The sequence below is a fragment of the Neisseria canis genome, assembly GCF_900636765.1.
In the GTDB taxonomy this organism is placed as follows: Bacteria; Pseudomonadota; Gammaproteobacteria; order Burkholderiales; family Neisseriaceae; genus Neisseria; species Neisseria canis.
The window spans coordinates 2,105,409-2,125,753 of the sequence record NZ_LR134313.1; the positions used below are offsets into that span (position 1 = coordinate 2,105,409).

17 protein-coding genes, 1 tRNA gene and 1 pseudogene are annotated in these 20,345 nt (G+C 50.7%); 8 read left to right on the plus strand and 11 right to left on the minus strand.

What is annotated here, in order from left to right; all coding sequences use genetic code 11:
- The first annotated feature begins 131 nt into the window (after positions 1-131).
- The 4 genes from ppsA (at position 132) to EL143_RS10060 (ending at position 5,010) form a co-directional block, all read left to right on the plus strand.
- The gene (gene ppsA, locus EL143_RS10045; RefSeq protein WP_085416329.1) at positions 132-2,519 is read left to right on the plus strand and encodes a phosphoenolpyruvate synthase; all 2,388 of its coding nucleotides are present in this window, start codon (positions 132-134) and stop codon (positions 2,517-2,519) included.
- 391 nt (positions 2,520-2,910) lie between these two features.
- Entirely contained in the window at positions 2,911-3,501 is a 591-nt protein-coding gene (locus EL143_RS10050; RefSeq protein ID WP_085416330.1) for a LemA family protein, read from the plus strand.
- A 91-nt stretch (positions 3,502-3,592) separates the two neighbouring features.
- Positions 3,593-4,501, plus strand: coding sequence for a TPM domain-containing protein (locus EL143_RS10055; RefSeq protein WP_085416331.1), 909 nt, complete (start codon positions 3,593-3,595; stop codon positions 4,499-4,501).
- Positions 4,501-5,010, plus strand: a complete 510-nt coding sequence (locus EL143_RS10060) for a TPM domain-containing protein (protein WP_085416332.1) — start codon at positions 4,501-4,503, stop codon at positions 5,008-5,010. The genes EL143_RS10055 and EL143_RS10060 overlap by 1 nt, the downstream gene beginning before the upstream one ends.
- Before the next feature lie 85 nt (positions 5,011-5,095).
- On the opposite strand, the gene EL143_RS10065 is transcribed toward EL143_RS10060, so the two are convergent.
- The 4 genes from EL143_RS10065 to EL143_RS10080 are packed head-to-tail and all read right to left on the minus strand — an operon-like array spanning position 5,096 to position 8,733.
- Positions 5,096-6,292 (minus strand): acetylornithine transaminase, encoded by a 1,197-nt coding sequence (locus tag EL143_RS10065; RefSeq protein ID WP_085416333.1) that lies wholly within the window; start codon positions 6,290-6,292, stop codon positions 5,096-5,098.
- Between the two features lie 54 nt (positions 6,293-6,346).
- Positions 6,347-7,504: a glycerate kinase gene (locus tag EL143_RS10070; protein ID WP_085416334.1), complete on the minus strand. Its 1,158-nt coding sequence runs from the start codon at positions 7,502-7,504 to the stop codon at positions 6,347-6,349.
- A 36-nt stretch (positions 7,505-7,540) separates the two neighbouring features.
- Positions 7,541-7,762 carry a hypothetical protein gene (locus EL143_RS10075; RefSeq protein ID WP_085416335.1) on the minus strand — a complete coding sequence of 74 codons (222 nt, stop codon included), beginning with the start codon at positions 7,760-7,762 and terminating at the stop codon, positions 7,541-7,543.
- Positions 7,763-7,788: 26 nt separating this feature from the next.
- Positions 7,789-8,733 (minus strand): class I SAM-dependent methyltransferase, encoded by a 945-nt coding sequence (locus EL143_RS10080; protein ID WP_085416336.1) that lies wholly within the window; start codon positions 8,731-8,733, stop codon positions 7,789-7,791.
- 163 nt (positions 8,734-8,896) lie between these two features.
- On the opposite strand from EL143_RS10080, the gene EL143_RS10085 reads away from it, so the two are divergent.
- A complete protein-coding gene (locus EL143_RS10085) occupies positions 8,897-10,027 on the plus strand; it encodes a M14 family metallopeptidase (protein WP_085416337.1) in 1,131 nt (376 codons plus the stop codon).
- A 60-nt stretch (positions 10,028-10,087) separates the two neighbouring features.
- Here the strand turns inward: EL143_RS10085 and EL143_RS10090 are convergent, their stop codons facing one another.
- Positions 10,088-10,495 carry a hypothetical protein gene (locus EL143_RS10090; RefSeq protein ID WP_085416338.1) on the minus strand — a complete coding sequence of 136 codons (408 nt, stop codon included), beginning with the start codon at positions 10,493-10,495 and terminating at the stop codon, positions 10,088-10,090.
- A 156-nt stretch (positions 10,496-10,651) separates the two neighbouring features.
- Positions 10,652-14,257: an exodeoxyribonuclease V subunit beta gene (gene recB, locus EL143_RS10095; protein WP_085416339.1), complete on the minus strand. Its 3,606-nt coding sequence runs from the start codon at positions 14,255-14,257 to the stop codon at positions 10,652-10,654.
- Positions 14,258-14,401: 144 nt separating this feature from the next.
- Between recB and EL143_RS10100 the strand changes: the two are divergent.
- Positions 14,402-14,884: pseudogene (locus tag EL143_RS10100) on the plus strand (IS1595 family transposase); the annotation flags it as partial.
- A 166-nt stretch (positions 14,885-15,050) separates the two neighbouring features.
- Here the strand turns inward: EL143_RS10100 and copM are convergent.
- Entirely contained in the window at positions 15,051-15,812 is a 762-nt protein-coding gene (copM, locus tag EL143_RS12850; RefSeq protein ID WP_085416340.1) for a CopM family metallochaperone, read from the minus strand.
- A gap of 407 nt (positions 15,813-16,219) precedes the next feature.
- Here copM and cueR point away from each other — a divergent pair, with 407 nt between their 5' ends.
- Together cueR and EL143_RS10115 are read left to right on the plus strand one after the other, a co-directional pair.
- Positions 16,220-16,609, plus strand: a complete 390-nt coding sequence (gene cueR, locus EL143_RS10110) for a Cu(I)-responsive transcriptional regulator (RefSeq protein ID WP_009116472.1) — start codon at positions 16,220-16,222, stop codon at positions 16,607-16,609.
- A 48-nt stretch (positions 16,610-16,657) separates the two neighbouring features.
- On the plus strand, positions 16,658-17,014 hold the full coding sequence (locus EL143_RS10115) for an arsenic resistance protein (RefSeq protein ID WP_009116471.1): 357 nt from the start codon (positions 16,658-16,660) through the stop codon (positions 17,012-17,014).
- A 70-nt stretch (positions 17,015-17,084) separates the two neighbouring features.
- Here EL143_RS10115 and EL143_RS10120 read toward each other — a convergent pair.
- The 4 genes from EL143_RS10120 to pheT all read right to left on the minus strand — a co-directional run bounded on the left by EL143_RS10120 (position 17,085) and on the right by pheT (position 20,244).
- Positions 17,085-17,161, minus strand: a tRNA-Pro gene (locus tag EL143_RS10120).
- A gap of 32 nt (positions 17,162-17,193) precedes the next feature.
- Positions 17,194-17,523 carry a hypothetical protein gene (locus tag EL143_RS10125; protein ID WP_009116470.1) on the minus strand — a complete coding sequence of 110 codons (330 nt, stop codon included), beginning with the start codon at positions 17,521-17,523 and terminating at the stop codon, positions 17,194-17,196.
- Entirely contained in the window at positions 17,507-17,809 is a 303-nt protein-coding gene (locus tag EL143_RS10130; RefSeq protein ID WP_040666975.1) for an integration host factor subunit alpha, read from the minus strand. Before EL143_RS10130 ends, EL143_RS10125 begins: the two co-directional genes overlap by 17 nt.
- 74 nt (positions 17,810-17,883) lie before the next feature.
- Positions 17,884-20,244, minus strand: a complete 2,361-nt coding sequence (pheT, locus tag EL143_RS10135) for a phenylalanine--tRNA ligase subunit beta (protein WP_085416341.1) — start codon at positions 20,242-20,244, stop codon at positions 17,884-17,886.
- Positions 20,245-20,345: the final 101 nt, after the last annotated feature.

The following is a 20,345-nucleotide window of genomic DNA, read 5'->3' on the forward strand; positions in this document are numbered from 1 at the left end:
TCCGCAATATTGCAATGCCGGCAAAAACCGCCGCTCATTTAAAAAAACATGACACAATCCGATGGACTGGTTAGAATGGCGCGGCAAAAGATTTAATTTCTCTTTTAACCCCTGCAATTGGATTAGAAACAATGTCTTCAAATTACGTTATCTGGTTTGAAAACCTGCGTATGACCGACGTGGAAAGCGTCGGCGGTAAAAATGCTTCTTTGGGCGAAATGATCAGTCAGCTCACTGAAAAAGGCGTCCGCGTACCCGGCGGTTTCGCCACAACTGCCGATGCTTATCGCGCCTTCTTGGCACACAACGGTTTGAACGAACGCATTTCTGCCGCTTTGGCTACTTTGGATGTAGAAGATGTAACCGAATTGGCACGGGTAGGTAAAGATATCCGCCAATGGATTTTGGATACACCTTTCCCCGAGCAATTGGATCAAGAAATTGAAACAGCATGGAACAAAATGGTAGCCGATGCCGGCACCGACCAAATTTCCGTAGCCGTTCGCTCTTCTGCCACTGCAGAAGACTTGCCTGACGCATCCTTTGCCGGTCAACAAGAAACATTCTTGAATATCAACGGCTTGGAAAACGTGAAAGAAGCAATGCATCATGTATTCGCCTCTCTTTACAATGACCGCGCCATTTCTTACCGTGTGCACAAAGGTTTTGCACATGACATCGTTGCGTTATCCGCCGGTGTTCAACGCATGGTTCGTTCAGACAGCGGTGCAGCCGGTGTGATGTTCTCTATCGACACAGAATCCGGTTTTGAAGACGTTGTATTCGTTACTTCATCATACGGCTTGGGCGAAACCGTAGTACAAGGTGCGGTAAACCCCGACGAATTCTACGTTCACAAGCCTACTCTGAAAGCCGGCAAACCCGCTATCCTGCGCAAAACCATGGGCTCCAAGCTCATTAAAATGACATTTACCGACAGCGCGCAAGCCGGTAAATCGGTACAAACTGTCAACGTACCTGAAGCAGACCGCAAACAATTCTCGATTACCAACGACGAAATCACCGAATTGGCCAAATACGCTCTGATTATCGAAGAGCACTACGGCCGCCCGATGGATATCGAATGGGGTCGCGACGGTTTGGACGGCAAGCTGTACATTCTGCAAGCCCGCCCGGAAACCGTTAAATCCCAAGAAGCCGACAACCGCGTATTGCGCCGCTACAACATCAGCAATAAAGGCGAAGTGTTGTGCGAAGGCCGCGCAATCGGCCAAAAAGTAGGCCAAGGTAAAATACGCCTGGTGAAAGACGCTTCTCAAATGGATATCGTTCAAGCCGGCGATATTTTAGTTACCGATATGACCGACCCGGATTGGGAACCGGTTATGAAGCGCGCCGCAGCAATTGTTACCAACCGCGGCGGCCGTACTTGCCACGCTGCCATCATCGCGCGCGAATTGGGCATTCCGGCCGTTGTAGGTTGCGGCAACGCATCCGAAGTATTGAGCGAAGGCCAAGAAGTTACGGTATCTTGCGCCGAAGGCGATACAGGCGTGATCTATTCGGGCTTGGCCAATGTTGAAGTGAATGAAATTCCGCTCGACAACATGCCGGAATCGCCTACCAAAATCATGATGAACGTGGGCAACCCAGAATTGGCATTCTCTTTCTCCAACCTGCCTAGCGAAGGTATCGGCTTGGCGCGCATGGAATTCATCATCAACCGCCAAATCGGCATCCACCCGAAAGCCCTGTTGGAGTTCGACAGCCAAGATGCCGATATTAAAGAAGAAATCACCGAGCGCATTGCCGGCTATGCTTCTCCGGTTGACTTCTATGTAGATAAAATTGCAGAAGGCGTTGCCACACTGGCTGCTTCGGTTTATCCGCGCAAAGTTATTGTGCGCATGTCCGATTTCAAATCAAACGAATATGCAGGATTGGTTGGCGGCAACCGTTACGAGCCGCACGAAGAAAACCCGATGCTGGGCTTCCGCGGTGCTGCGCGTTATGTGTCTGATGATTTCAAAGAATGTTTTGCTTTGGAATGTAAGGCATTGAAATATGTGCGCGATGAAATGGGTCTGACCAATGTGGAAATCATGATTCCGTTTGTCCGCACTTTGGCAGAAGCCGAGCTGGTAATCAAGGCCTTGAAAGAAAACGGCTTGGAGCGCGGCAAAAACGGCTTGCGTTTGATCATGATGTGTGAAGTTCCGAGCAATGCCTTGCTGGCCGAACAATTCCTGCAATATTTCGACGGCTTCTCAATCGGTTCCAACGATATGACCCAATTGACTTTGGGTGTGGACCGCGACAGCGGCGGCCCGATTGCTGCCACTTTCGATGAGCGCAATGCTGCTGTGAAAGTGATGTTGCACTTGGCTATCTCTGCCTGCCGCAAACACAACAAATATGTGGGCATCTGCGGTCAAGGCCCTTCCGACCACAAAGATTTTGCCAAATGGTTAGTTGAAGAAGGCATCGGAAGCGTGTCGCTGAACCCCGATACCGTAATCGAAACTTGGCTGTATCTGGCAAACGAACTGAAGAAATAATGCCTGTCTGGAAAACGCTGCTTAAAATTAAGCAGCGTTTTTTTATTCCGTTTTTCAGACAAGCATTTATCTGACAAACCACCTTATTTTTAATACAAGGCAGCAAGCCGAAAACAGTACAGGTAGTACGGGACTGATTTTGTTACTGCTTCAGCAGCTTACAAAATCGTTCTCTTTGAGCTAAGGCGCAGCAACGCCATAGTAAAAGTTAAGTTGATTAACTATATTCCAACCATACCAACAACACCCAAACAAAACCGTTCAAACAACCCTCGGTTTTACAGCGGCGCTCTTTCCTATATACTGATTTCATTTTCAGGCCGCCAAAATTTCAAACGCTTTATGTCAAACGACTGCGACCTGAACCTTTTTAAGCTCACGGAGACATCACATGTTTAAAAAATGGCTGGCTACTTTAGCCCTCATCACCTCTATGTTTGCCCTAAGTGGCTGCGGCTATAACACCATGCAAACCCAAGACGAAGCAGCCAACGCGGCTTGGTCGGAAGTGTTAAACCAATACCAGCGCCGCGCCGATTTGATTCCCAATTTGGTAAACACCGTTAAAGGCTATGCCAAGCACGAAGAAGAAGTATTCACCCGCGTTACCGAAGCCCGTAGCAAAGTCGGCAGCATGCAGATGACTGAGGAAGATGCTACCGATCCGGAAAAAGTGAAGCAATATCAGCAAGCCCAAGGCGAATTGAGCAGCGCTTTATCGCGCCTTTTGGTGGTTTCCGAAAACTATCCGCAATTGAAAGCCGACCAAAACTTCCGCGATTTGCAAGCCCAGCTTGAAGGCACGGAAAACCGCATTTCCCTTGCTCGCAACAATTACATCAAATCGGTGCAAACCTATAACACCACCATCCGCCAGTTCCCGCAAAACCTTACGGCAAAAATCTTCGGCATGAAAACCCGTGCCAACTTTACCGTAGAAAACGAAGCAGCCGTATCAACTGCGCCTAAAGTACAGTTTTAATTCCTCAGGCAGAACAAGCAGCCGCTGTTCTGCCCTTATCTTTCCACCTTTTCAGACAGGCATCGTTTGAAAGCCAAGTAAAAGGAAAGCCATGTTGTCTCTAACGCACCGCTTGGGCGCATCGATAGCCATGCTGCTTTGCAGCATTTGGCTGTTTGCCGCCGAACTGGCAAGCGTTCCGCCGCTTACCGCACCGGTAATGGATACGGCTCAGATGATGGAGCCGAAAGCCCGCGAAGGGCTAAATCAGCATTTACTGCAATACAGCCGCGAAAAAGGCAGCCAGATCGTTATCCTTACCGTTCCGGCCATTGAGCCGGAAACGCCGTTTGACTATTCGGCGCGCGTGATGGAGCAATGGAAACTCGGCAGAGCAAACGTCAGCGACGGCGTGCTGCTGCTTCTGGTGAGGGATGAACGCAAAACGCATCTCGCCGTAGGCAGAGGTTTAGAAGGCGCGATTCCCGATGTGTATGCAAAAAGAATTTTGGAAGACGTTTTGCGGCCTTATTTGCGTAACGGGCAAGTTGACCAAGGCATTTTTGCAGCCACGGCACAGCTTGAAAAACTGATTGCCGGCGAAAAGCTGCCCGAAGCAGCACAGCCCGATGAAAACCGTGACGAGGGTTTTGGCGAAAGCTTTATTATTCTTTTGCTGATACCTTTCTTTGCCGGAGGATTTCTAAAAGCCATTTTCGGGCGCACGCTCGGCAGCCTGTTCACTGGCGGCGTGATGTTCGGCGCAACCATGCTGTTTGGTTGGAGCGTAGTTATTGCAATTATTGCCGCACTCGCAGGCACCCTTTTATCCTTCATTATCGGCTCGACTGCCTTCATTTCCGGCGGAGGGGGCGGTAGAGGCGGCTTCGGAGGCGGTTTTGGCGGTGGCGGTTGGAGTGGTGGCGGCGGCCTCGGAGGGGGCGGAAGCTTCGGTAGCGGAGGCGGTTTTAGCGGCGGTGGCGGCAGCTTCGGCGGCGGCGGCGCATCAGGAGGCTGGTAATGGAACAGAATAGATTCAAACGCTTATGGCAACACTGGCTGCACCCGCGCCAACGTGTGGAACGCTATTTTCCAACTCATGATTTAAAACGCATCAGCGAAGAGATAGGCCTGTCTGAAAAAAACCATCAAGGGCAGGTTCGGTTTGTGATTGAGTCGCGCTATCCGTCGGCTGCCGTTTTAAACGGCTTGGACACCCGCACCCGCGCCCGACAATGGTTCGGCGAATTGGATGTGTGGGATACCGAGCTGAACACCGGTGTGCTGGTTTACATTTCGTTCGCCGATCATATAGTGGAAATCGTGGCAGACCGCGGCATCTCGGCAAAAGTGCCTACCCGGCAATGGCAGGAAGTTTGCCAAAATATGCTCGAACATTTCAAACGCGATGAATTTGTGGCCGGTTTGGAGCGCGGCTTGAAGGAAGTAACCGCCGTGCTTACCGAACATTTCCCGCAAAATCCTCAAGAATCGGTAGACGAATTACCGAATGATGTGGTATTGAGATAAGCCTTGATTCACGATAATGCCTGTCTGAAAAGTATCTTTCAGACAGGCATTTTTTACAGCAGATAAATGCAGCAGGCGCGCTGTTTTACGCTTTGCTGCAAACCTGCAACCACTCCTGCAAAGCCGCGCGCAGCTTCGCCACGCCCGCTTCAATGTCTTCATCCGTTACCAGCAGGCTGGGCGCAAGGCGCAGCACATCGGTGCCCGCCACCAAAATCATCAGGCCGTGCGCCAAGGCCAACGCGTTAATCTCGCCCGCTTTCCCCGCGTATTGATCCGCCAACACGCAGCCTATCAGCAAACCTTCTCCGCGCACGGTTTGGAATACACCGGTTTCTTCTCCCAACCGCATCAATGCCTGTTTCAATTTCTCCCCTTGCTGCTTAACATGCGCGAGCGTTTGCGGCGTGTTGATGATGTCGAACGCTTTCGAGCCCACCGCGCAGGCAAGCGGGTTGCCGCCGAACGTTGTGCCGTGCGTGCCCGGGCCGAAACTGGCGGCGGTTTTTTCCGTGGTGAGCATAGCGCCTATGGGGAAACCGCAGCCCAAAGCTTTGGCAGAAGTCATAATATCGGGCGTTACACCGCTGTGTTGGTAGGCAAACAATTTGCCCGTGCGCCCCATGCCTGTCTGAACTTCGTCAAAAATCAGGCAGGCCTTGTGCCGGTCGCACAAACGGCGCGCGGCTTGCAGGTATTCCGCCGTGGCAGGCAACACACCGCTTTCACCTTGTATCGGCTCGATAATCACGGCGCAGGTTGTGTCGCTGATTGCAGCCTCGAGCGCGGCAATGTCATTAAACGGCACATGGGTAATGCCCGGCGGCAGCGGGGCAAAATCCCGGCTGTATTTCGGCTGCCCGCCCACGCTCACGGTAAAAAGCGTGCGCCCGTGAAACGCATTCACGCAGGCGATAATTTCGTTTTTTTCCGCGCCGTAATGATCGCGGGCGTATTTGCGCGCCAGCTTCAACGCTGCTTCGTTGGCTTCGGCACCGGAATTGCAGAAAAACACTTTGTCGGCAAACGTATGCTCCACCAGCTTCTGTGCCAGCTCCTGCGCGGCGCGTGTGGTGTAAAGATTGGAAACATGCCACATTTTCTGCGCCTGCCGCGTGAGCGCTTCCACCAGCTCGGGATGGCAGTGGCCGAGCGCATTCACGGCGATGCCCCCTGCCAAATCAATGTATTCTCGCCCTTCGGTATCCCAAACTCGGCTGCCCGAAGCGCGTTCGGGAATCACGGGAGCGAAAGAGAAATTAGGGGTAATATAGTTCTGCATTATTTTTCCTTTGATATTTTGATACAGTCGGTCAGGTTAGCAGCCGTGGTTGGTTTATGGTTTGCTATATCGGTTTGTGCCGGACACCGCCAAATAAAGCCTGCCGACATTTTCGGCGCTTGCAATCAAATTGGCGCGGGCTTGCCGCAAGGTTTCTTCCAAACTGCCTACGCTTCGGATAATGGGAAACACCGCATCAATGCCTGCATCGTAAACGGCTGCATAATCATCGCCCAAACTGCCCACGATGGCAATCACCGGTTTGCCGAAGCGTTTGGCGAGCTTGGCCACACCGGCAGGCGTTTTGCCGCGCACGCTTTGGCCGTCCATCCGCCCCTCTCCGGTAATCACCCAATCGGCATCCTTAATTTTTTCCGCCAACCCCACGGCTTCCATCACAATCTCAACACCGCTTTTCAGACAGGCATTGGGCAGCAAAAACAAACCGCCGCCCATACCGCCCGCCGCCCCGGCGCCCGGATGATGCGCAATCGAAATGCCCGAATCCCGCTCGACAATATGCGCAAACCGGTTCAGCGCCGCATCCAGTTCTGCAACCATTTGCGGCGTAGCACCTTTCTGCGTGCCGAACACGGCCGACGCGCCCTGTTCCCCGCACAAAGGATTATCCACATCACATGCCACTTCAACCGCAACCTCTTTCAGACAGGCATCCAACCCGCTCAGATCGATACGCGCCAAGCCCGCCAAAGCCGCGCCGCCCGGCGGCAATTCCGTGCCGTCGACATCCAGCAGGCGCGCGCCCAAAGCCTGCAACATACCCGCCCCGCCGTCATTGGTGGCACTGCCGCCTATGCCCAAAATGATTTTGCCGACACCCGCTTCAAGCGCCGCGCGAATCAGCTCGCCCGTGCCGTAGCTCGTGGTGATTAACGGATTGCGTTTTTCATGCGGCACCAAATGCAGGCCGGAAGCGGCGGCCATTTCGATAAATGCCGTTTTTCCGTCGCCCGACAAACCGAACGAAGCCGCCACTCTATCCCCCAACGGTGCACACACGTCAACCGTTTGCCGCCGCCCGCCCGTGGCATCCAGCAGCGACTGAACCGTGCCCTCGCCGCCGTCGGCCATCGGCACTTTCACATATTCCGCATCCGGCAGCGCTTTTTTTAAACCGCATTCCACCGCATCTGCCGCTTCCTGCGCGGTCAGGCTTTCTTTAAACGAATCGGGCGCAATAAGAATCTTCATTGCATATTTCTCTTAACAATGCCTGTCTGAAACAGATTAATAGCCATACGGACGGCGGCGCGGGCGCTCGATAATCACCGGCTGCGTGTCGTGATAAATCACCGTGGTACCCGGCGGCGCGTTAACGGTAACGGTTTTGTTGACGGTGGTTTCGCTCTGCACAGGCAAATCCAGCACGGCGCGGCGGCCGTAAGGCGTTTCCGAATAATAGCAGCCGCCCAAAAGCAGGCATCCGGCAAGCAAGGTTTTGATTTTCATCGTTTTCATCCTTTTCAGACTGGCATTTAACGGCGCCTGATTTCCCAACACTGATGAATTTTTTTGTTGCGGAAATCTTCCGGTACCGACTGGGCGGAAATGTCTTTTACCTGATAACGCTCAGTCAACACGTCATCCAGCTTAAAGCTGCGCAGATTATTGGAAAAATACAAAATGCCTTCAGGTGCCAAAAGCTTCACTGCATCGTCAATCAGCCGCACATGATCGCGCTGGATGTCGAGAATATCCAGCATTTTTTTGCTGTTGGAAAAGCTCGGCGGGTCCATCACAATCAGGTCGAACCGTTTGCCCTCCCGAATGCCTGTCTGAAGATATTGGAACACATCGGCTCGGATGATTTGATGCCGGGTTTCGTCTATGCCGTTCAATTCAAAATTGCGGCGCGCCCATTCCAGATAAGTGTTCGACAAATCAACGGTTTCGCTGCTCGCCGCGCCGCCCGTGGCCGCATAAACGGTGAAGCTGCCGGTGTAGGAAAACAGGTTTAAAAAGCACTTGCCTTGCGCAATGTCACCCACTTTTTTGCGCGTGTTGCGATGGTCGAGAAACAGGCCGGTGTCCAGATATTTTTCCAGATTCACCCAGAATTTGCGCCCGTTTTCGTGCACGATAAAATCCTCGCCCGCCTTACCGGTTTTCTCGTATTGCTGCGTACCTTTCTGCCGCTCGCGCCGCTTCAAGTGAATATGCGTTTCGGGAAATCCGGTTACAAAAGCCACCGCCTCCACCACTTCGGCCAGCCAGGCTTCATATTCTTCGGGCGGCATTTTCCAACCGGTATCGTATTCCTGCAGATGGATTCGTTCTCCGTACACATCAACCGCAAACGGGAATTGCGGAATATCGCGGTCATACATTCGCCACGCCTCAATGCCGTTACGCCGCGCCCATTTCAAATAATGCTTGATGTTTTTGCCCAAACGGTTGGAAAAAGATTGAATGTCGCTCATGAATCAAATGCCTGTCTGAAAATTCCGCTTATTCTACCCGATTGCGCCGCCGGCGGTGAAAACAGCATGCCCCGCGCTCCGCATTTGCAGCCATACCCTTTCACAATCGCCCGACGCGGCTTTATAATATCCCAATTTATTAATGCCGATACAGGAAAGCAGCATGTTGAAAATCAGCACCCGTTTTGATGCAGGCGCCGTGGTTGTGAAAGATTTGACCGACGCTTCAAACATCCGCCTCGAAATCCGCCCCGACAACGCATCCGACTTCGCCCAATGGTTTTATTTCCGTCTGCAAGGCGCGGCTTACACGCCCTGCACCATGCATTTTGAAAATGCGGCACAATGCGCTTACCCCGACGGCTGGATCGATTATCAAGCCTGCGCCTCCTACGACCGGCAAAACTGGTTCCGCGTGCCCACCCGCTATGAAAACGGCGTGCTTACCATCGAACACACACCGCTGGCCAACAGCATTTACTACGCCTATTTCGAGCCTTATTCCGGCGAACAACACCTCAACCTGCTCGGCGATGCGCAAGGCAGCGGGCTTTGCCAAATCGAAGATTTGGGCAGCACCGTCGAAGGCCGCGACATTAACCTGCTTACCGTCGGCAATCAGGTTGAAAGCGATTTGAAAGTGTGGATTATCGCGCGCCAGCACCCGGGCGAAACCATGGCCGAATGGTTTATCGAAGGCCTGCTCGCCCGCCTGCTCGACCCGCAAGACCCGACCGCCCGCGCCCTACTTGATCAAGCCACGTTCTACATCGTGCCGAATATGAACCCCGACGGCTCTGCTTTGGGCAACCTGCGCACCAACGCCGCCGGCGCCAACCTCAACCGCGAATGGCTTGAGCCGACGCCGGAAAAAAGCCCGGAAGTGTTTTATGTGCGCCAAAAAATGCATGAAACCGGCGTAGATTTATTCCTCGACATCCACGGCGACGAAGCCATTCCCTATGTTTTTGCTGCAGGCACAGAAGGCGTGCCCAACTACAACGCGCGCATCGCCGGCTTGGAAGACCGCTTCAAAACCGCGCTCAAAGCCGCCAGCCCGGATTTTCAGGATGAATTCGGCTACCCGAAAGACGAACCCGGCCAAGCCAATTTAACGCTCGCCGCCAATTATGTCGGCAACATGTTCAACTGCCTCTCCTACACTTTAGAAATGCCGTTTAAAGACAACAACAATATGCCCGACGACGACTTCGGCTGGAACGGCCAACGCTCCCTGCGCTTGGGCGAAGCGAGCTTATCGGCCGTTTTGGCCGTGTTGCCGCATGTGAGATAAACGTTTTGATAAAAAATGCCTGTCTGAAAAATTTTCAGACAGGCATTTTTCAATCCGGTATCAAGGGATGGTATTGATTTCCTTATGGGCAAACTTCCATCTCATGCCATAGCCCAACACCACGGGAATCACAGCCAAAATGCCTTTGAATGTCCAAGTGGCATACCACGGCTTGCCCACTACGATGGTTTCGTCTGACACACCCGCCGCGATTAAATCGCGTACGGCATACCAATCCAAATACGGCCACCAGCAAGCCACCAGCAAGCCTAAAAATACCGGCCAAATCCAGCTGGTCAAATGGCGCTGCCACAACATGAAAAACACGCCCGCCCAAATCAAGGTTAAGGCGGAAATCAGCAGCGCGGTTTGCGTGGGTGCGCCGAAATAGGAAACGAGAAAGAAAGTGAGCACCACCCAAAGGGCGGCAAGCACGGCCATGATAAGCTCTTCCGGGCGTTTGAACATTTGGAAAATCCTTTGTCGGTTGTCTGTTTGCGGTTTGTTTTTTCGGAATATACCTGAAATCGCAGGGTTTGGATATGCCTGTCTGAAGAGCGGAAGGCCGCGCCGATTAACCCGCCTTCCAAGCTGCCGCATCCTGTTTCAGACAGGCATTCTGATTCACAGCCATTCCTGCAAATCCGCCTTGTCGAGCTGCCAGCGCCATACGCCGCCATCTTCACTGCCCAAGCCGCGCAAAAATAAATAGCGCACGCAAATGGTGTCGAATTCTGCATTTTGCTGCTGCAAATAGCGGGCAACCGCCACGGCATAAATCATGGCTTGCAGATAATAATGGTGCGCCGCCATCGCTTCATCCATCGCTTCCTGCGTATAGGCTTGCTGACCTGCGCCGAGATAATTGGATTTATAGTCAATCACGCAGACATTGCCTTCGCCGTCGATACAGGTCATGTCGATAAAACCGCTGAGAAAACCTTTTACCGTGTCGAAATCCAAATGCTGCGCGGCGGCAATGCAGTCCGGCGGCAATGCGAGATTCGGGCGCGCAAACCATGCTTTCAGCCTGGCCGGGCTGAACTCTTCCACTTTGAGCATAAAATCCATTTCCGGCAAACGGTTGCGTGCGGGCAAATCCGCCAAGGCCAAACGGTTCAACAATTCGGCATGCGCCGCCTTATCCAGCATACCGCATACTGCATCCAGCCATTCCTCACCAAAACTGTAGCGCGCCAGCGTTTCTGCTATTTTCGGCCGCTGTCCGGATGCCGGGCTATTAAACTCGAAATGCTCCAAAAGCTCATGCAAACACACGCCCGCATGGGTTCCGCGCGGAAAATTGTGGATATCGTAAACATCATCTCCCACCATCCCGCTTTCAGACAGGCTTTCTGCCAAACCGCCCTGCGCCAAACCCGCTTCTGCCGCATCTACCGCAGGTTGCAGCTCTTCGCGCTCCGGCACGGCAGCGGCGGATAAATCACGCAGCAAGCCGGTAAAGCTGGTATGCCGGATGTGTTCAAACGTCCGTGCCGGCAGCGTCCAAGCTTGAAACCTGTTTTCAGAATACGCCTGACTTCGGCTGGCAGCGGTTTCTGGCGCGCCCTGCAACCAAGCAATATCGGTATCCTCAGGCGCATTGTCTATCAAACGCTGCCAATTTTGCAGCAGCATCTTTTTTTCTCCCTCCGCATTGTTGGCCTTTTTTTCTGCCGCATACTGAGCTTCTATTTCTGCCCTCGTTGCTTCTTCGCTGCCTGCCAAAAGATAAGAAAACGTGTTTCTGGCACTGCCGTTAAAGTAAGCTGCATAAACGGTAAGCTGCTCTTCGGCACGCGTCATCGCCACATAAAGCAGGCGCAGCCGCTCGCCCAATTCTTCATCAGCCAAAGCGTTTTTGTCTTCGTCGGTCAGATCGAGCGCAGACACCAATTCGCTGCCCGTTTCACGGCTGATAACCTGCCAATCTTGCGTTTTATAATCCGCTGCATCCCACACAAACGGGCAAACCACCACCGGATATTGCAAACCTTTCGAGGCATGAATGGTTACGATTTTCACCAAAGCCTCATCGCTTTCCAACCGCAAAGTTTTGTTTTCACCTGCCTCTTTACCGTTTTGCGCTTCGCTGATTTGCGCTTTCAGCCATTGGTGCAGCGACTCGGGCGATCGGCTCCGTTCGTCTTCTTCGGCCAACAACTCGACAATCTGATGATAATTGGTCAGGCTGCGCTCATTGCGCGCCGACAGCAGGCCGCCTTCCAAATCATAGCGGGCGGCAAACTGCTGCATAGCGGCATAAATGCCGTGTTTCTGCCAAGTAGCCAAAGCGGTTTGCGCGGCGTTTATGTAATCCAGCAGTTGATGCTCGTTTTGGTTCAGCGCATATAATTGCTCCGCCGTTTGGCCGAATAAAACGCTGCCCAACACAAAACGCAACGCCTCGGTTTCCTGAGGACGCAGCCAAAACGCCAACAAAGCCGCCACCGCGCGCGCCTCTTTCTCGGCAAACACGGAATGGCGTTGCAGCAGCACGCTCTGTATGCCGCGCGCTTTGAGAGCCGCGCCGACCATGCTGCCCTCGTTGCGCGTGCGCACCAACACGGCAATGTCGCCGGATTGCAAAGGGCGCGTTTTTAAGCTCAATCCACCCTCGGCCGCCCGATTCAACATGGCGGCAATTTCATCGGCACAATATTCGGCGGCACGGCTGCGCAACACTTCTTTATTCAGTGCCGCTTCATCATCTTCATTCAACCAGCGTACACGCAAGGCATGATCCAAAGGCTTCAGACAGGCATCGGCGCGCGCCGCCGACACATCGGTATAACCGATGCCTTTGAGTACAAAAGGGTGTTTTTTTTGCCGGAAAAACAGGCTGATACTTTTTATCAGCGAGTCGTGGCTGCGGTAGTTTTTCGTTAAAGTATAGTGATGGTCGGCATCTTTCGCCGCTTTCAGATAGGCATGAATGTCCGCCCCCCTAAAGCTGTAAATCGCCTGCTTGGGATCGCCCACCAAAAATAAAGGATTGCCGTGGCGAACAAATGTATTTTGGAAAATGCCGTATTGCAGCGGATCGGTATCTTGAAATTCATCAATCAGCGCTACCCGCCAGGTCTCGGCAACCATCTCGGCCAAAGCACCGCTGTGCGGGCTGTTTTCATCGAGTGCGGCATAAACATCCAGCAGCAAATCGTCATAACCCCGCTCCCGATGTGTTTGCTTGCGCAACGCAACAGCGTCTTTCATGTAGTTCAAAAACTCCAGCTGCAATGCGGCAATAGCAGCTTGCTCGGCAACTTGCCCGGCTTCGATAGCCCGACCTAAATCGGCCAAAAGGCTTAACTTATCAGCACTTTCGTCCAGCGTTTTGCCTTTGTTGACATTGCTTTTTAAAATTTCCAAATCAAATTTCGGCAAATGCTTTTTATACAGCTCTTTTTTTTCAGACAGGCATTGGTTTGCCGCATCCTGCTGCAAAGCTGCAAACAACTCTTGCATACTTTTCAGTGAATATGTTTTTTTATTGATTACAGAATAAACTTGCTCAAATATTGCTTCCAGCTCCGTTAATCCTGCGCACACTTTTGCCCATACTTTTGACAGTTCGGCTTCGCTTTCTGCCAAATCTACCCCGTTTGTCTCATACCGCAACATAGGCCTGCCGATATAAGTGCGCATTTTAGCAAGCACCGATTCTGGCGTGAGATTGTGTTCAAACACCAAACGCGCCATCTCAGAATCATGCGCCACCTGTTCGCGCCAAAAATCCTGTGCCGCCGTTAATAAACGCTCATCACCGTCGGTTTCCAGTTCCATATCAAACGGCACTTGGCAAAAAAATGCGTAATCGCGCAACAAACGCTGGCAAAACCCGTGTATGGTATATATCGCCGCATTATCAAACTGCGAAATCGCCGCTTTCAAGCGCAAAACCAACAGCGCTTTCTGCTCCCGACTTAATGCTTTGTCCAACAGCTCGCGGAGAAAATCGTCAATCAAAGGCTTCTGATCATCCGGCTTTTCCAGCCAGCGGAGCGCTTCATCCAAACGCGAACGCAAACGGGTTTTCAATTCCGCCGTAGCCGCTTTGGTAAACGTTACCACCAGAATACCCTCAACCGACATTTTCTCCAGCAAAACCAATCGGGTAAATAAAGCAGCTATACCAAAAGTTTTGCCTGTACCGGCAGAAGCTTCGATAAGGTTTGTACCTTGAATAGGAATGGCCAGCGGATCAAAAGCGGCGATATGGGATTGCATAAGAAATGAAAAGCAGCTGAATTTGAAAAATAAAATTATATAGTAAATAAACGTAACTTTTGCTAAGGTATTGCTGCGCTTTAGCTCAAAGAGAACGATTTTGCAAGCTGCTGAAGCTGTAACAAAATCAGTCCTGTACTACTGTTGTCCGGTATTGTCGAACTAGATGAATCTTACTTTGGCGCACGACGTATCAGAGGTAAGCGCGGTCGCGGGGCTTCAGGTAAAACCATCGTATTTGGCATACTGAAACGAAATGGCGTGGTCTATACGGAAATTGTTCCCAACGCTTCGAAAGCCTCACTAATCAAGGTCATACGTGGCCGCATATCTGCTGACAGTGAAATCAATACTGACGGCTGGAAAGCATATGACGGTCTTGTCGATATGGGCTATGAGAAGCATTACCGTGTCCATCACGGTTCCAATGAGTTTGCTCGAGGAAAGCAACATATCAATGGTATTGAATCTTTTTGGAGTTATGCTAAGGGGCGTTTGGCTAAATTTCATGGTATTTCCAAAGAAATGTTTTATCTGCATCTCAAAGAAACGGAGTTTAGGTTTAACCACCGGCATGAAGATTTAGGTAAAACATTAATGAAGATGCTTCGAAATAACCCAATTTAATATTTTTGCTTCCTAAGCCCCTAAAATTTTATAATTGGCAATGGAATGGCGTTTTTTTGGAAAGTTGGTTTTCATTTTTGGAAATATAAATTTTTCAGGCAGCCTGAAAGTTTTTTAAAGTAAAAAACACCGCTTTATCAAAAGCGGTGCTTTTGCTTTATTGCCCCTACTGTTTTAGCCAGTCTTGCATCAGCTTGATTTCAGGTTCTTGGGCTTTTATGATGTCTTGAGCGAGCTTTTTCATTTTTTCGTCTTTGCCGAACTGTAATTGCACTTTTGCCATCTCGACCGCCCCTTGATGATGCGGAATCATTGCTTTAGCAAAGGCAACATCAGGGTTTGGCTCATTGATTGCCGCCATCATCGCCTCGTGGTGCGCCTTGTCTGCGGCATAGGCCTTGGCGTGCGGGGCTTGCGGGTTTTGGGTTGCGGTGTCTTTACCCGCCAGCCAAGCGTTCATCAGGTCGATTTCACTTTGTTGCCCATCAATAATCACTTGGGCAAGTTTTCTCATTGTTTCGTCTTTGCCAAATTCAAGCTGTACTTTTGCCATCTCAACTGCTCCGATATGGTGCGGAATCATACCTTTGGCAAAAGCGGTATCAGCATCGGCAAGATTGCCCGCTTTGCTCATCTCATCGCCCATCTTGTTCATCATTGCAAGATAGGCTTGGGTATGGGGCGGAGCATTTTGAGTGTCCATCGCCATAGCAGAGTGGTTCATATGGGCGTGGTTCATATTAGCGTGGTTCACCGCTGCGTGCTCGTTTTGGTTATTTGGGCTGTCGTGGGTGGTTTGGGTGTGGTTATTGTCGCCCACCATCGAGTGCGTCGGCACTTCGTTTTTGCCGTCGGCACAAGCGGTTAAAGTCGCCAAAACAACAGCGGCAGCGACAAGATGTACGGCACGGTTTTTGATGAATGTCATTGGATTCTCCTTGTCAAAATGGGCATTGATAACATTGGGCAAATGACAGATTCGCCCAATGTCCATTTCACTATTTGGTTTTACGATTCACACGCACAGCCGTTGCAAGTGCAGTCATCACAAATGCAGGGCTTGCCGTTTTGGCATTGGCAGTCCGGACGGCAGTTTTGCCCCGTGCAAGACTGGCAGCCGCAATGGGCGTGTCGGTTTTGAACAAAATCAGCGTTCATAACAGTTTCTCCGAATGTTAAGTTAAAGTGGATTATCAAAACAAAGTGCTTTTAAGCGATTAAAAGCATTGCTTTTTTGTTTTGATGTGCGTATCATAAACCCTAACCTTGCGTTAGGGTCAAGGGTTATTTTTACTTGATAACATTTTTTTACACACCACTCAATAAGGAGCAACAATGAACATCGGACAAGCGTCTAAATCTACCCAACTTTCCGTCAAACAAATCCGTGATTATGAAAAAGCAGGCTTATTAATTAACCCATCACGCAGTGAAGCAGGTTATCGGATTTATAACTCCAATGACATCGCTCGGCTAAAATTCATCGCCAAAGCCCGCAGCGTCGGTTTTTCGCTTGCACAGATTGGCGAGCTTTTGGCACTGCAAGACAATCCACACCGCACAAGTGCTCAGGTCAAAACGCTCACCGCCAGTCATATTGATTTTTTATCCAATAAAATCAAAGAATTAAAATCAATGCAACACACCCTGCAAGCGTGGAGCGATGCCTGCGGGGGCGATGACAATCCCGACTGCCCCATCTTAAAAGGCTTGGGCAATTTTTAACCACCATCAAAGCAGATGAATGCCATAGCTTGATAACAGCCTTTTACGATGGCACTTGTGGGCTGGTTGTTTTTTCGGGTGTTTTTTGCAGGTTGGGTGGACGCACAGTCGGCACAAGAATACATTGCCGGCATGATTTTGCTGGGCGTGGCACCGTGTACGGCAATGGTGTTTGTGTGGTCGCAACTGGTCAAAGGCGACCCCAATTACACTTTGGTGCAGGTTTCGGTCAATGATTTGATTATGATTGTGGCGTATGCTCCGATTGCAGGCGTATTGCTCGGCGTAAGCGACATAGAGATTCCGTGGAATACCTTGATTTTAAGCACGGTTTTATATGTGCTGTTGCCCTTGCTGGCAGGCTGGCTTAACTATCTTCGGCTCGCTGCCTTGTATCAAAAATAAGCTTGCCTGCTTTATAGGCCGAAAAATGAAAAACCCAGCTTTTAATAAAGCTGGGTTTCAAATTTGATTTTGGTCGGAGTGAAAGGATTCGAACCTTCGACCCCTTGCACCCCATGCAAGTGCGCTACCAGACTGCGCCACACTCCGACTCAAGAAAGTCTGAAATTATATGGAAAACGCTATTGCTTGGCAAGGGCTTTTTCAACATTGCCCAACATCTGCTCCAACGCTTCCCTCACCTCTTGGGCATCCGCAGCGGGCTTGCCTTCGGCATCAAGTGCATTGTGGTTAAATTCGTCAATAAAAGGCGCAAAAGTGCCTTTAAGCTGACGAAGCTTCACCACATCTTGACGGGTATAAAATTCACCGCCATAACCAATGACAACACCGTTTGCATTCTGCCATTCGGCAAATTGCGCAGGGCTGATTTGCACCAGTTCGCATACTTCCATCAAAGTAAAATAACGCTTGGCGGGCAAAGGAGGCAATGTGTTAGTTTTGTTTGTCATAATAGTGTTCTACCATGCCTTTTAATTTTTGGCTTGCGTGGAACGTTACCACGCGGCGGGCAGAAATCGGCACTTCTTCGCCGGTTTTCGGATTGCGGCCGGGACGTTGAGGTTTGTCGCGTAATTGAAAATTGCCGAAGCCTGAGATTTTGATCTCTTCACCGCGCTCCAAAGTGGTGCGGATTTCTTCAAAGAAAAGCTCAACAATCTCTTTTGCATCGTTTTTGGATACGTTGCTTACTTTTTCCACCAAGATGTCGGCTAATTCGGCTTTCGTTAAAGTCATTTTATTACCTTCTTTTTGAAACAATAGAGAATTATCACTAATTTTTACTTAAAATTCAAGCGAATACTAAATATTTAAGCCCTCAAAACAGCGCCTGTCGTTTCCGCTGCTTTAACCAATTCCGCCATAACAGGTTCCACCTCCGCATCGGTCAGCGTGGTATCGAAACCTTGCAGAATCACTTTCACCGCAATGCTCTTCATTCCTTCAGGCAGGCCTGTACCGCGATATACGTCAAACACGCTAATTTCCTGAATCAGCGGGTTGTTCACTGTTTGCAAAGCTCGGATTAAATCATCGTGGCAAACGCTTTCAGGCATCACAAAAGCCAAATCGCGCCGCACCGGCTGGAATTTGGAAACCGGCCGGTAAACCGCTTTTTCCGTATTGCTTACGGCGGCCATGTCCAATTCAAATAGCAACGCGGCTTGCGGCAAATCATATTTTTGCAGCCATTGCGGATGCAGCTCGCCCATAAATCCGACGGTCTTGCCGTTAATCCGGATTTCTGCCGTTCTCCCCGGATGCAAAGCCGGATGCTCCGCTTTAATAAAATGTGCGTTTTTACCTGCCAAAAGGCTTTCCACATCTGCTTTGAGGTCATAAAAATCAACCGGTCTGTTTTTTTCCGCCCACTGCTCGGGCTTGGCCGAACCATACACCAAAGCCCCGATTCTTTCATTTTGCGAGAATCCGCCATCGGCAGTTTTATTGAAAACCCGGGCCACTTCAAATATGCGCACACGGTTTTGTTTGCGGTTCAGGTTGTTTTGAAGAATCTCAACCAGCCCGCCGATCAAGGTGGAACGCATCACGCTAAATTGTGCAGCCAGTGGGTTTTGCAGGCGGATCGGGGCAGCATTAGCGGCAAAATCCGCTTCCCATTGCTCGTTCACAAATGCATAACTCACCACTTCCTGATAACCGCGCGCAGCCATTTGACTGTAAATACCGAAACGTGATTTTTGCATTTCGGGCAAACACAACATTTTCAGGCGGCCAGACGTGTAATCATCGGGAATATTTTCGTAACCATATACACGGCCGATTTCTTCAATCAAATCTGCTTCGATTTCGATATCAAAGCGGAAGCTTGGTGCGGCAACCTGGAAACCATCAGATGTTGCAACCGGATTCAGCCCCAAATGCCTCAAGATGGTTTCGATTTTTTCAGCAGGTATATGAACGCCCAATATTTTCTCGACACGCGCCAAACGCAGACCGACGGTTTTTTGTGTAGGCAGCTCTCCCACCGCTTCCTGCATTTCTCCAACCTGCCCGCCGCAGATTTGCAGAACCAGTTCCGTAGCCCGCTCGACAGCATCGGCTTGCAATGTCCAATCCACACCTCTTTCAAAGCGGAAAGAAGAATCGGAACCGAAACCGTACTGGCGGGATTTTCCGGCAATGATCTCCGGCTTAAACCAAGCCGATTCCAATACAATATTTTGCGTGTCATCAGAAACGGCTGTCGACGCTCCGCCCATCAGACCTGCCATGCTTAATGCACCCTTCTCATCGGCAATCACCAAAGTATTTTCAGACAGGCATACTGTTTTTTCATTCAAGCAAACCAACTCTTCGCCTTCTTTTGCCCTACGGACAATGATGCTGCCGCTCAATTTATCCGCATCAAAAATATGCATAGGCTGGCCTAGCTCCAGCATGACATAGTTGCCGATATCGACTAAAGCGGAAATCGAACGGATACCGCTGCGCACCAAACGCTGTTTCATCCATTCAGGGCTTGCCGCCTTAGCGTTCACATTCTCAATAACACGGCTGATAAAGCGGCCGCAATCCGCAGGTGCCTCAATGCGCACAGGTTGCGTTTTTGTGCCGGTAATGTCGGCAGGCACAATATCCGGCACACGGTTTTGACATTGCGTTAAAGCAGCCACTTCCCTAGCCAACCCTTTGATGTTTAAGCAGTCGGCGCGGTTAGGCGTAATTTTCAGCGTAAACACCGTATCATCCAAATCGAGATACTCGCGGATATTTTGCCCCACCGGCGCTTCGGCAGGCAGCACCAGCAAACCGCCCGCATCTTCAGACAGGCCTAATTCTTTTGCCGAACAGAGCATGCCATTGGAAGTTTGCCCCCGCATTTTCGTGGGTTTGATTTTGAAGTTACCCGGCAATACGGCACCCGGTAAGGCACACGGCACTTTAATGCCTGCCTGAACATTCGGTGCGCCGCAAACAATTTGAATCAGTTCGCCCGTGCCCGCATCTACTTGGGTAACATTCAAACGGTCTGCATCGGGATGCTTTTCTACCGATTTAACTTCTGCCACAACCACACCGGTAAAAGCGGGCGCCGCTGTATCGGCTTCTTCCACCTCAAGGCCGGACATAGTCAGCAGGTGGGCAAATTCATCGGCGGAAAGATTAGGGTCGGCTTGTGTTTTCAGCCATGAGTAGGAAAACTGCATGTTTAATCTCGGTTTATTTCAGATATTTCGATTGATTTAACGTATCAGAAGTGTCGGCAAACTGAATTTTCAGACAGGCATTTTATCGGTTTAATCATTGA

Excerpts from the sequence above, each read along its gene's own strand:
- EL143_RS10055 (WP_085416331.1), top strand. The coding sequence starts at position 3,593 with ATGTTGTCTCTAACGCACCGCTTGGGCGCATCGATAGCCATGCTGCTT.
- EL143_RS10060 (WP_085416332.1), top strand. The coding sequence starts at position 4,501 with ATGGAACAGAATAGATTCAAACGCTTATGGCAACACTGGCTGCACCCG.
- recB (WP_085416339.1), bottom strand. The coding sequence starts at position 14,257 with ATGCAATCCCATATCGCCGCTTTTGATCCGCTGGCCATTCCTATTCAA.
- EL143_RS10080 (WP_085416336.1), bottom strand. The coding sequence starts at position 8,733 with ATGAGCGACATTCAATCTTTTTCCAACCGTTTGGGCAAAAACATCAAG.
- ppsA (WP_085416329.1), top strand. The coding sequence starts at position 132 with ATGTCTTCAAATTACGTTATCTGGTTTGAAAACCTGCGTATGACCGAC.
- copM (WP_085416340.1), bottom strand. The coding sequence starts at position 15,812 with ATGACATTCATCAAAAACCGTGCCGTACATCTTGTCGCTGCCGCTGTT.
- EL143_RS10075 (WP_085416335.1), bottom strand. The coding sequence starts at position 7,762 with ATGAAAATCAAAACCTTGCTTGCCGGATGCCTGCTTTTGGGCGGCTGC.
- EL143_RS10090 (WP_085416338.1), bottom strand. The coding sequence starts at position 10,495 with ATGTTCAAACGCCCGGAAGAGCTTATCATGGCCGTGCTTGCCGCCCTT.
- EL143_RS10130 (WP_040666975.1), bottom strand. The coding sequence starts at position 17,809 with ATGACTTTAACGAAAGCCGAATTAGCCGACATCTTGGTGGAAAAAGTA.
- cueR (WP_009116472.1), top strand. The coding sequence starts at position 16,220 with ATGAACATCGGACAAGCGTCTAAATCTACCCAACTTTCCGTCAAACAA.
- EL143_RS10050 (WP_085416330.1), top strand. The coding sequence starts at position 2,911 with ATGTTTAAAAAATGGCTGGCTACTTTAGCCCTCATCACCTCTATGTTT.
- EL143_RS10070 (WP_085416334.1), bottom strand. The coding sequence starts at position 7,504 with ATGAAGATTCTTATTGCGCCCGATTCGTTTAAAGAAAGCCTGACCGCG.
- pheT (WP_085416341.1), bottom strand. The coding sequence starts at position 20,244 with ATGCAGTTTTCCTACTCATGGCTGAAAACACAAGCCGACCCTAATCTT.
- EL143_RS10085 (WP_085416337.1), top strand. The coding sequence starts at position 8,897 with ATGTTGAAAATCAGCACCCGTTTTGATGCAGGCGCCGTGGTTGTGAAA.
- EL143_RS10125 (WP_009116470.1), bottom strand. The coding sequence starts at position 17,523 with ATGACAAACAAAACTAACACATTGCCTCCTTTGCCCGCCAAGCGTTAT.
- EL143_RS10065 (WP_085416333.1), bottom strand. The coding sequence starts at position 6,292 with ATGCAGAACTATATTACCCCTAATTTCTCTTTCGCTCCCGTGATTCCC.
- EL143_RS10115 (WP_009116471.1), top strand. The coding sequence starts at position 16,658 with ATGGCACTTGTGGGCTGGTTGTTTTTTCGGGTGTTTTTTGCAGGTTGG.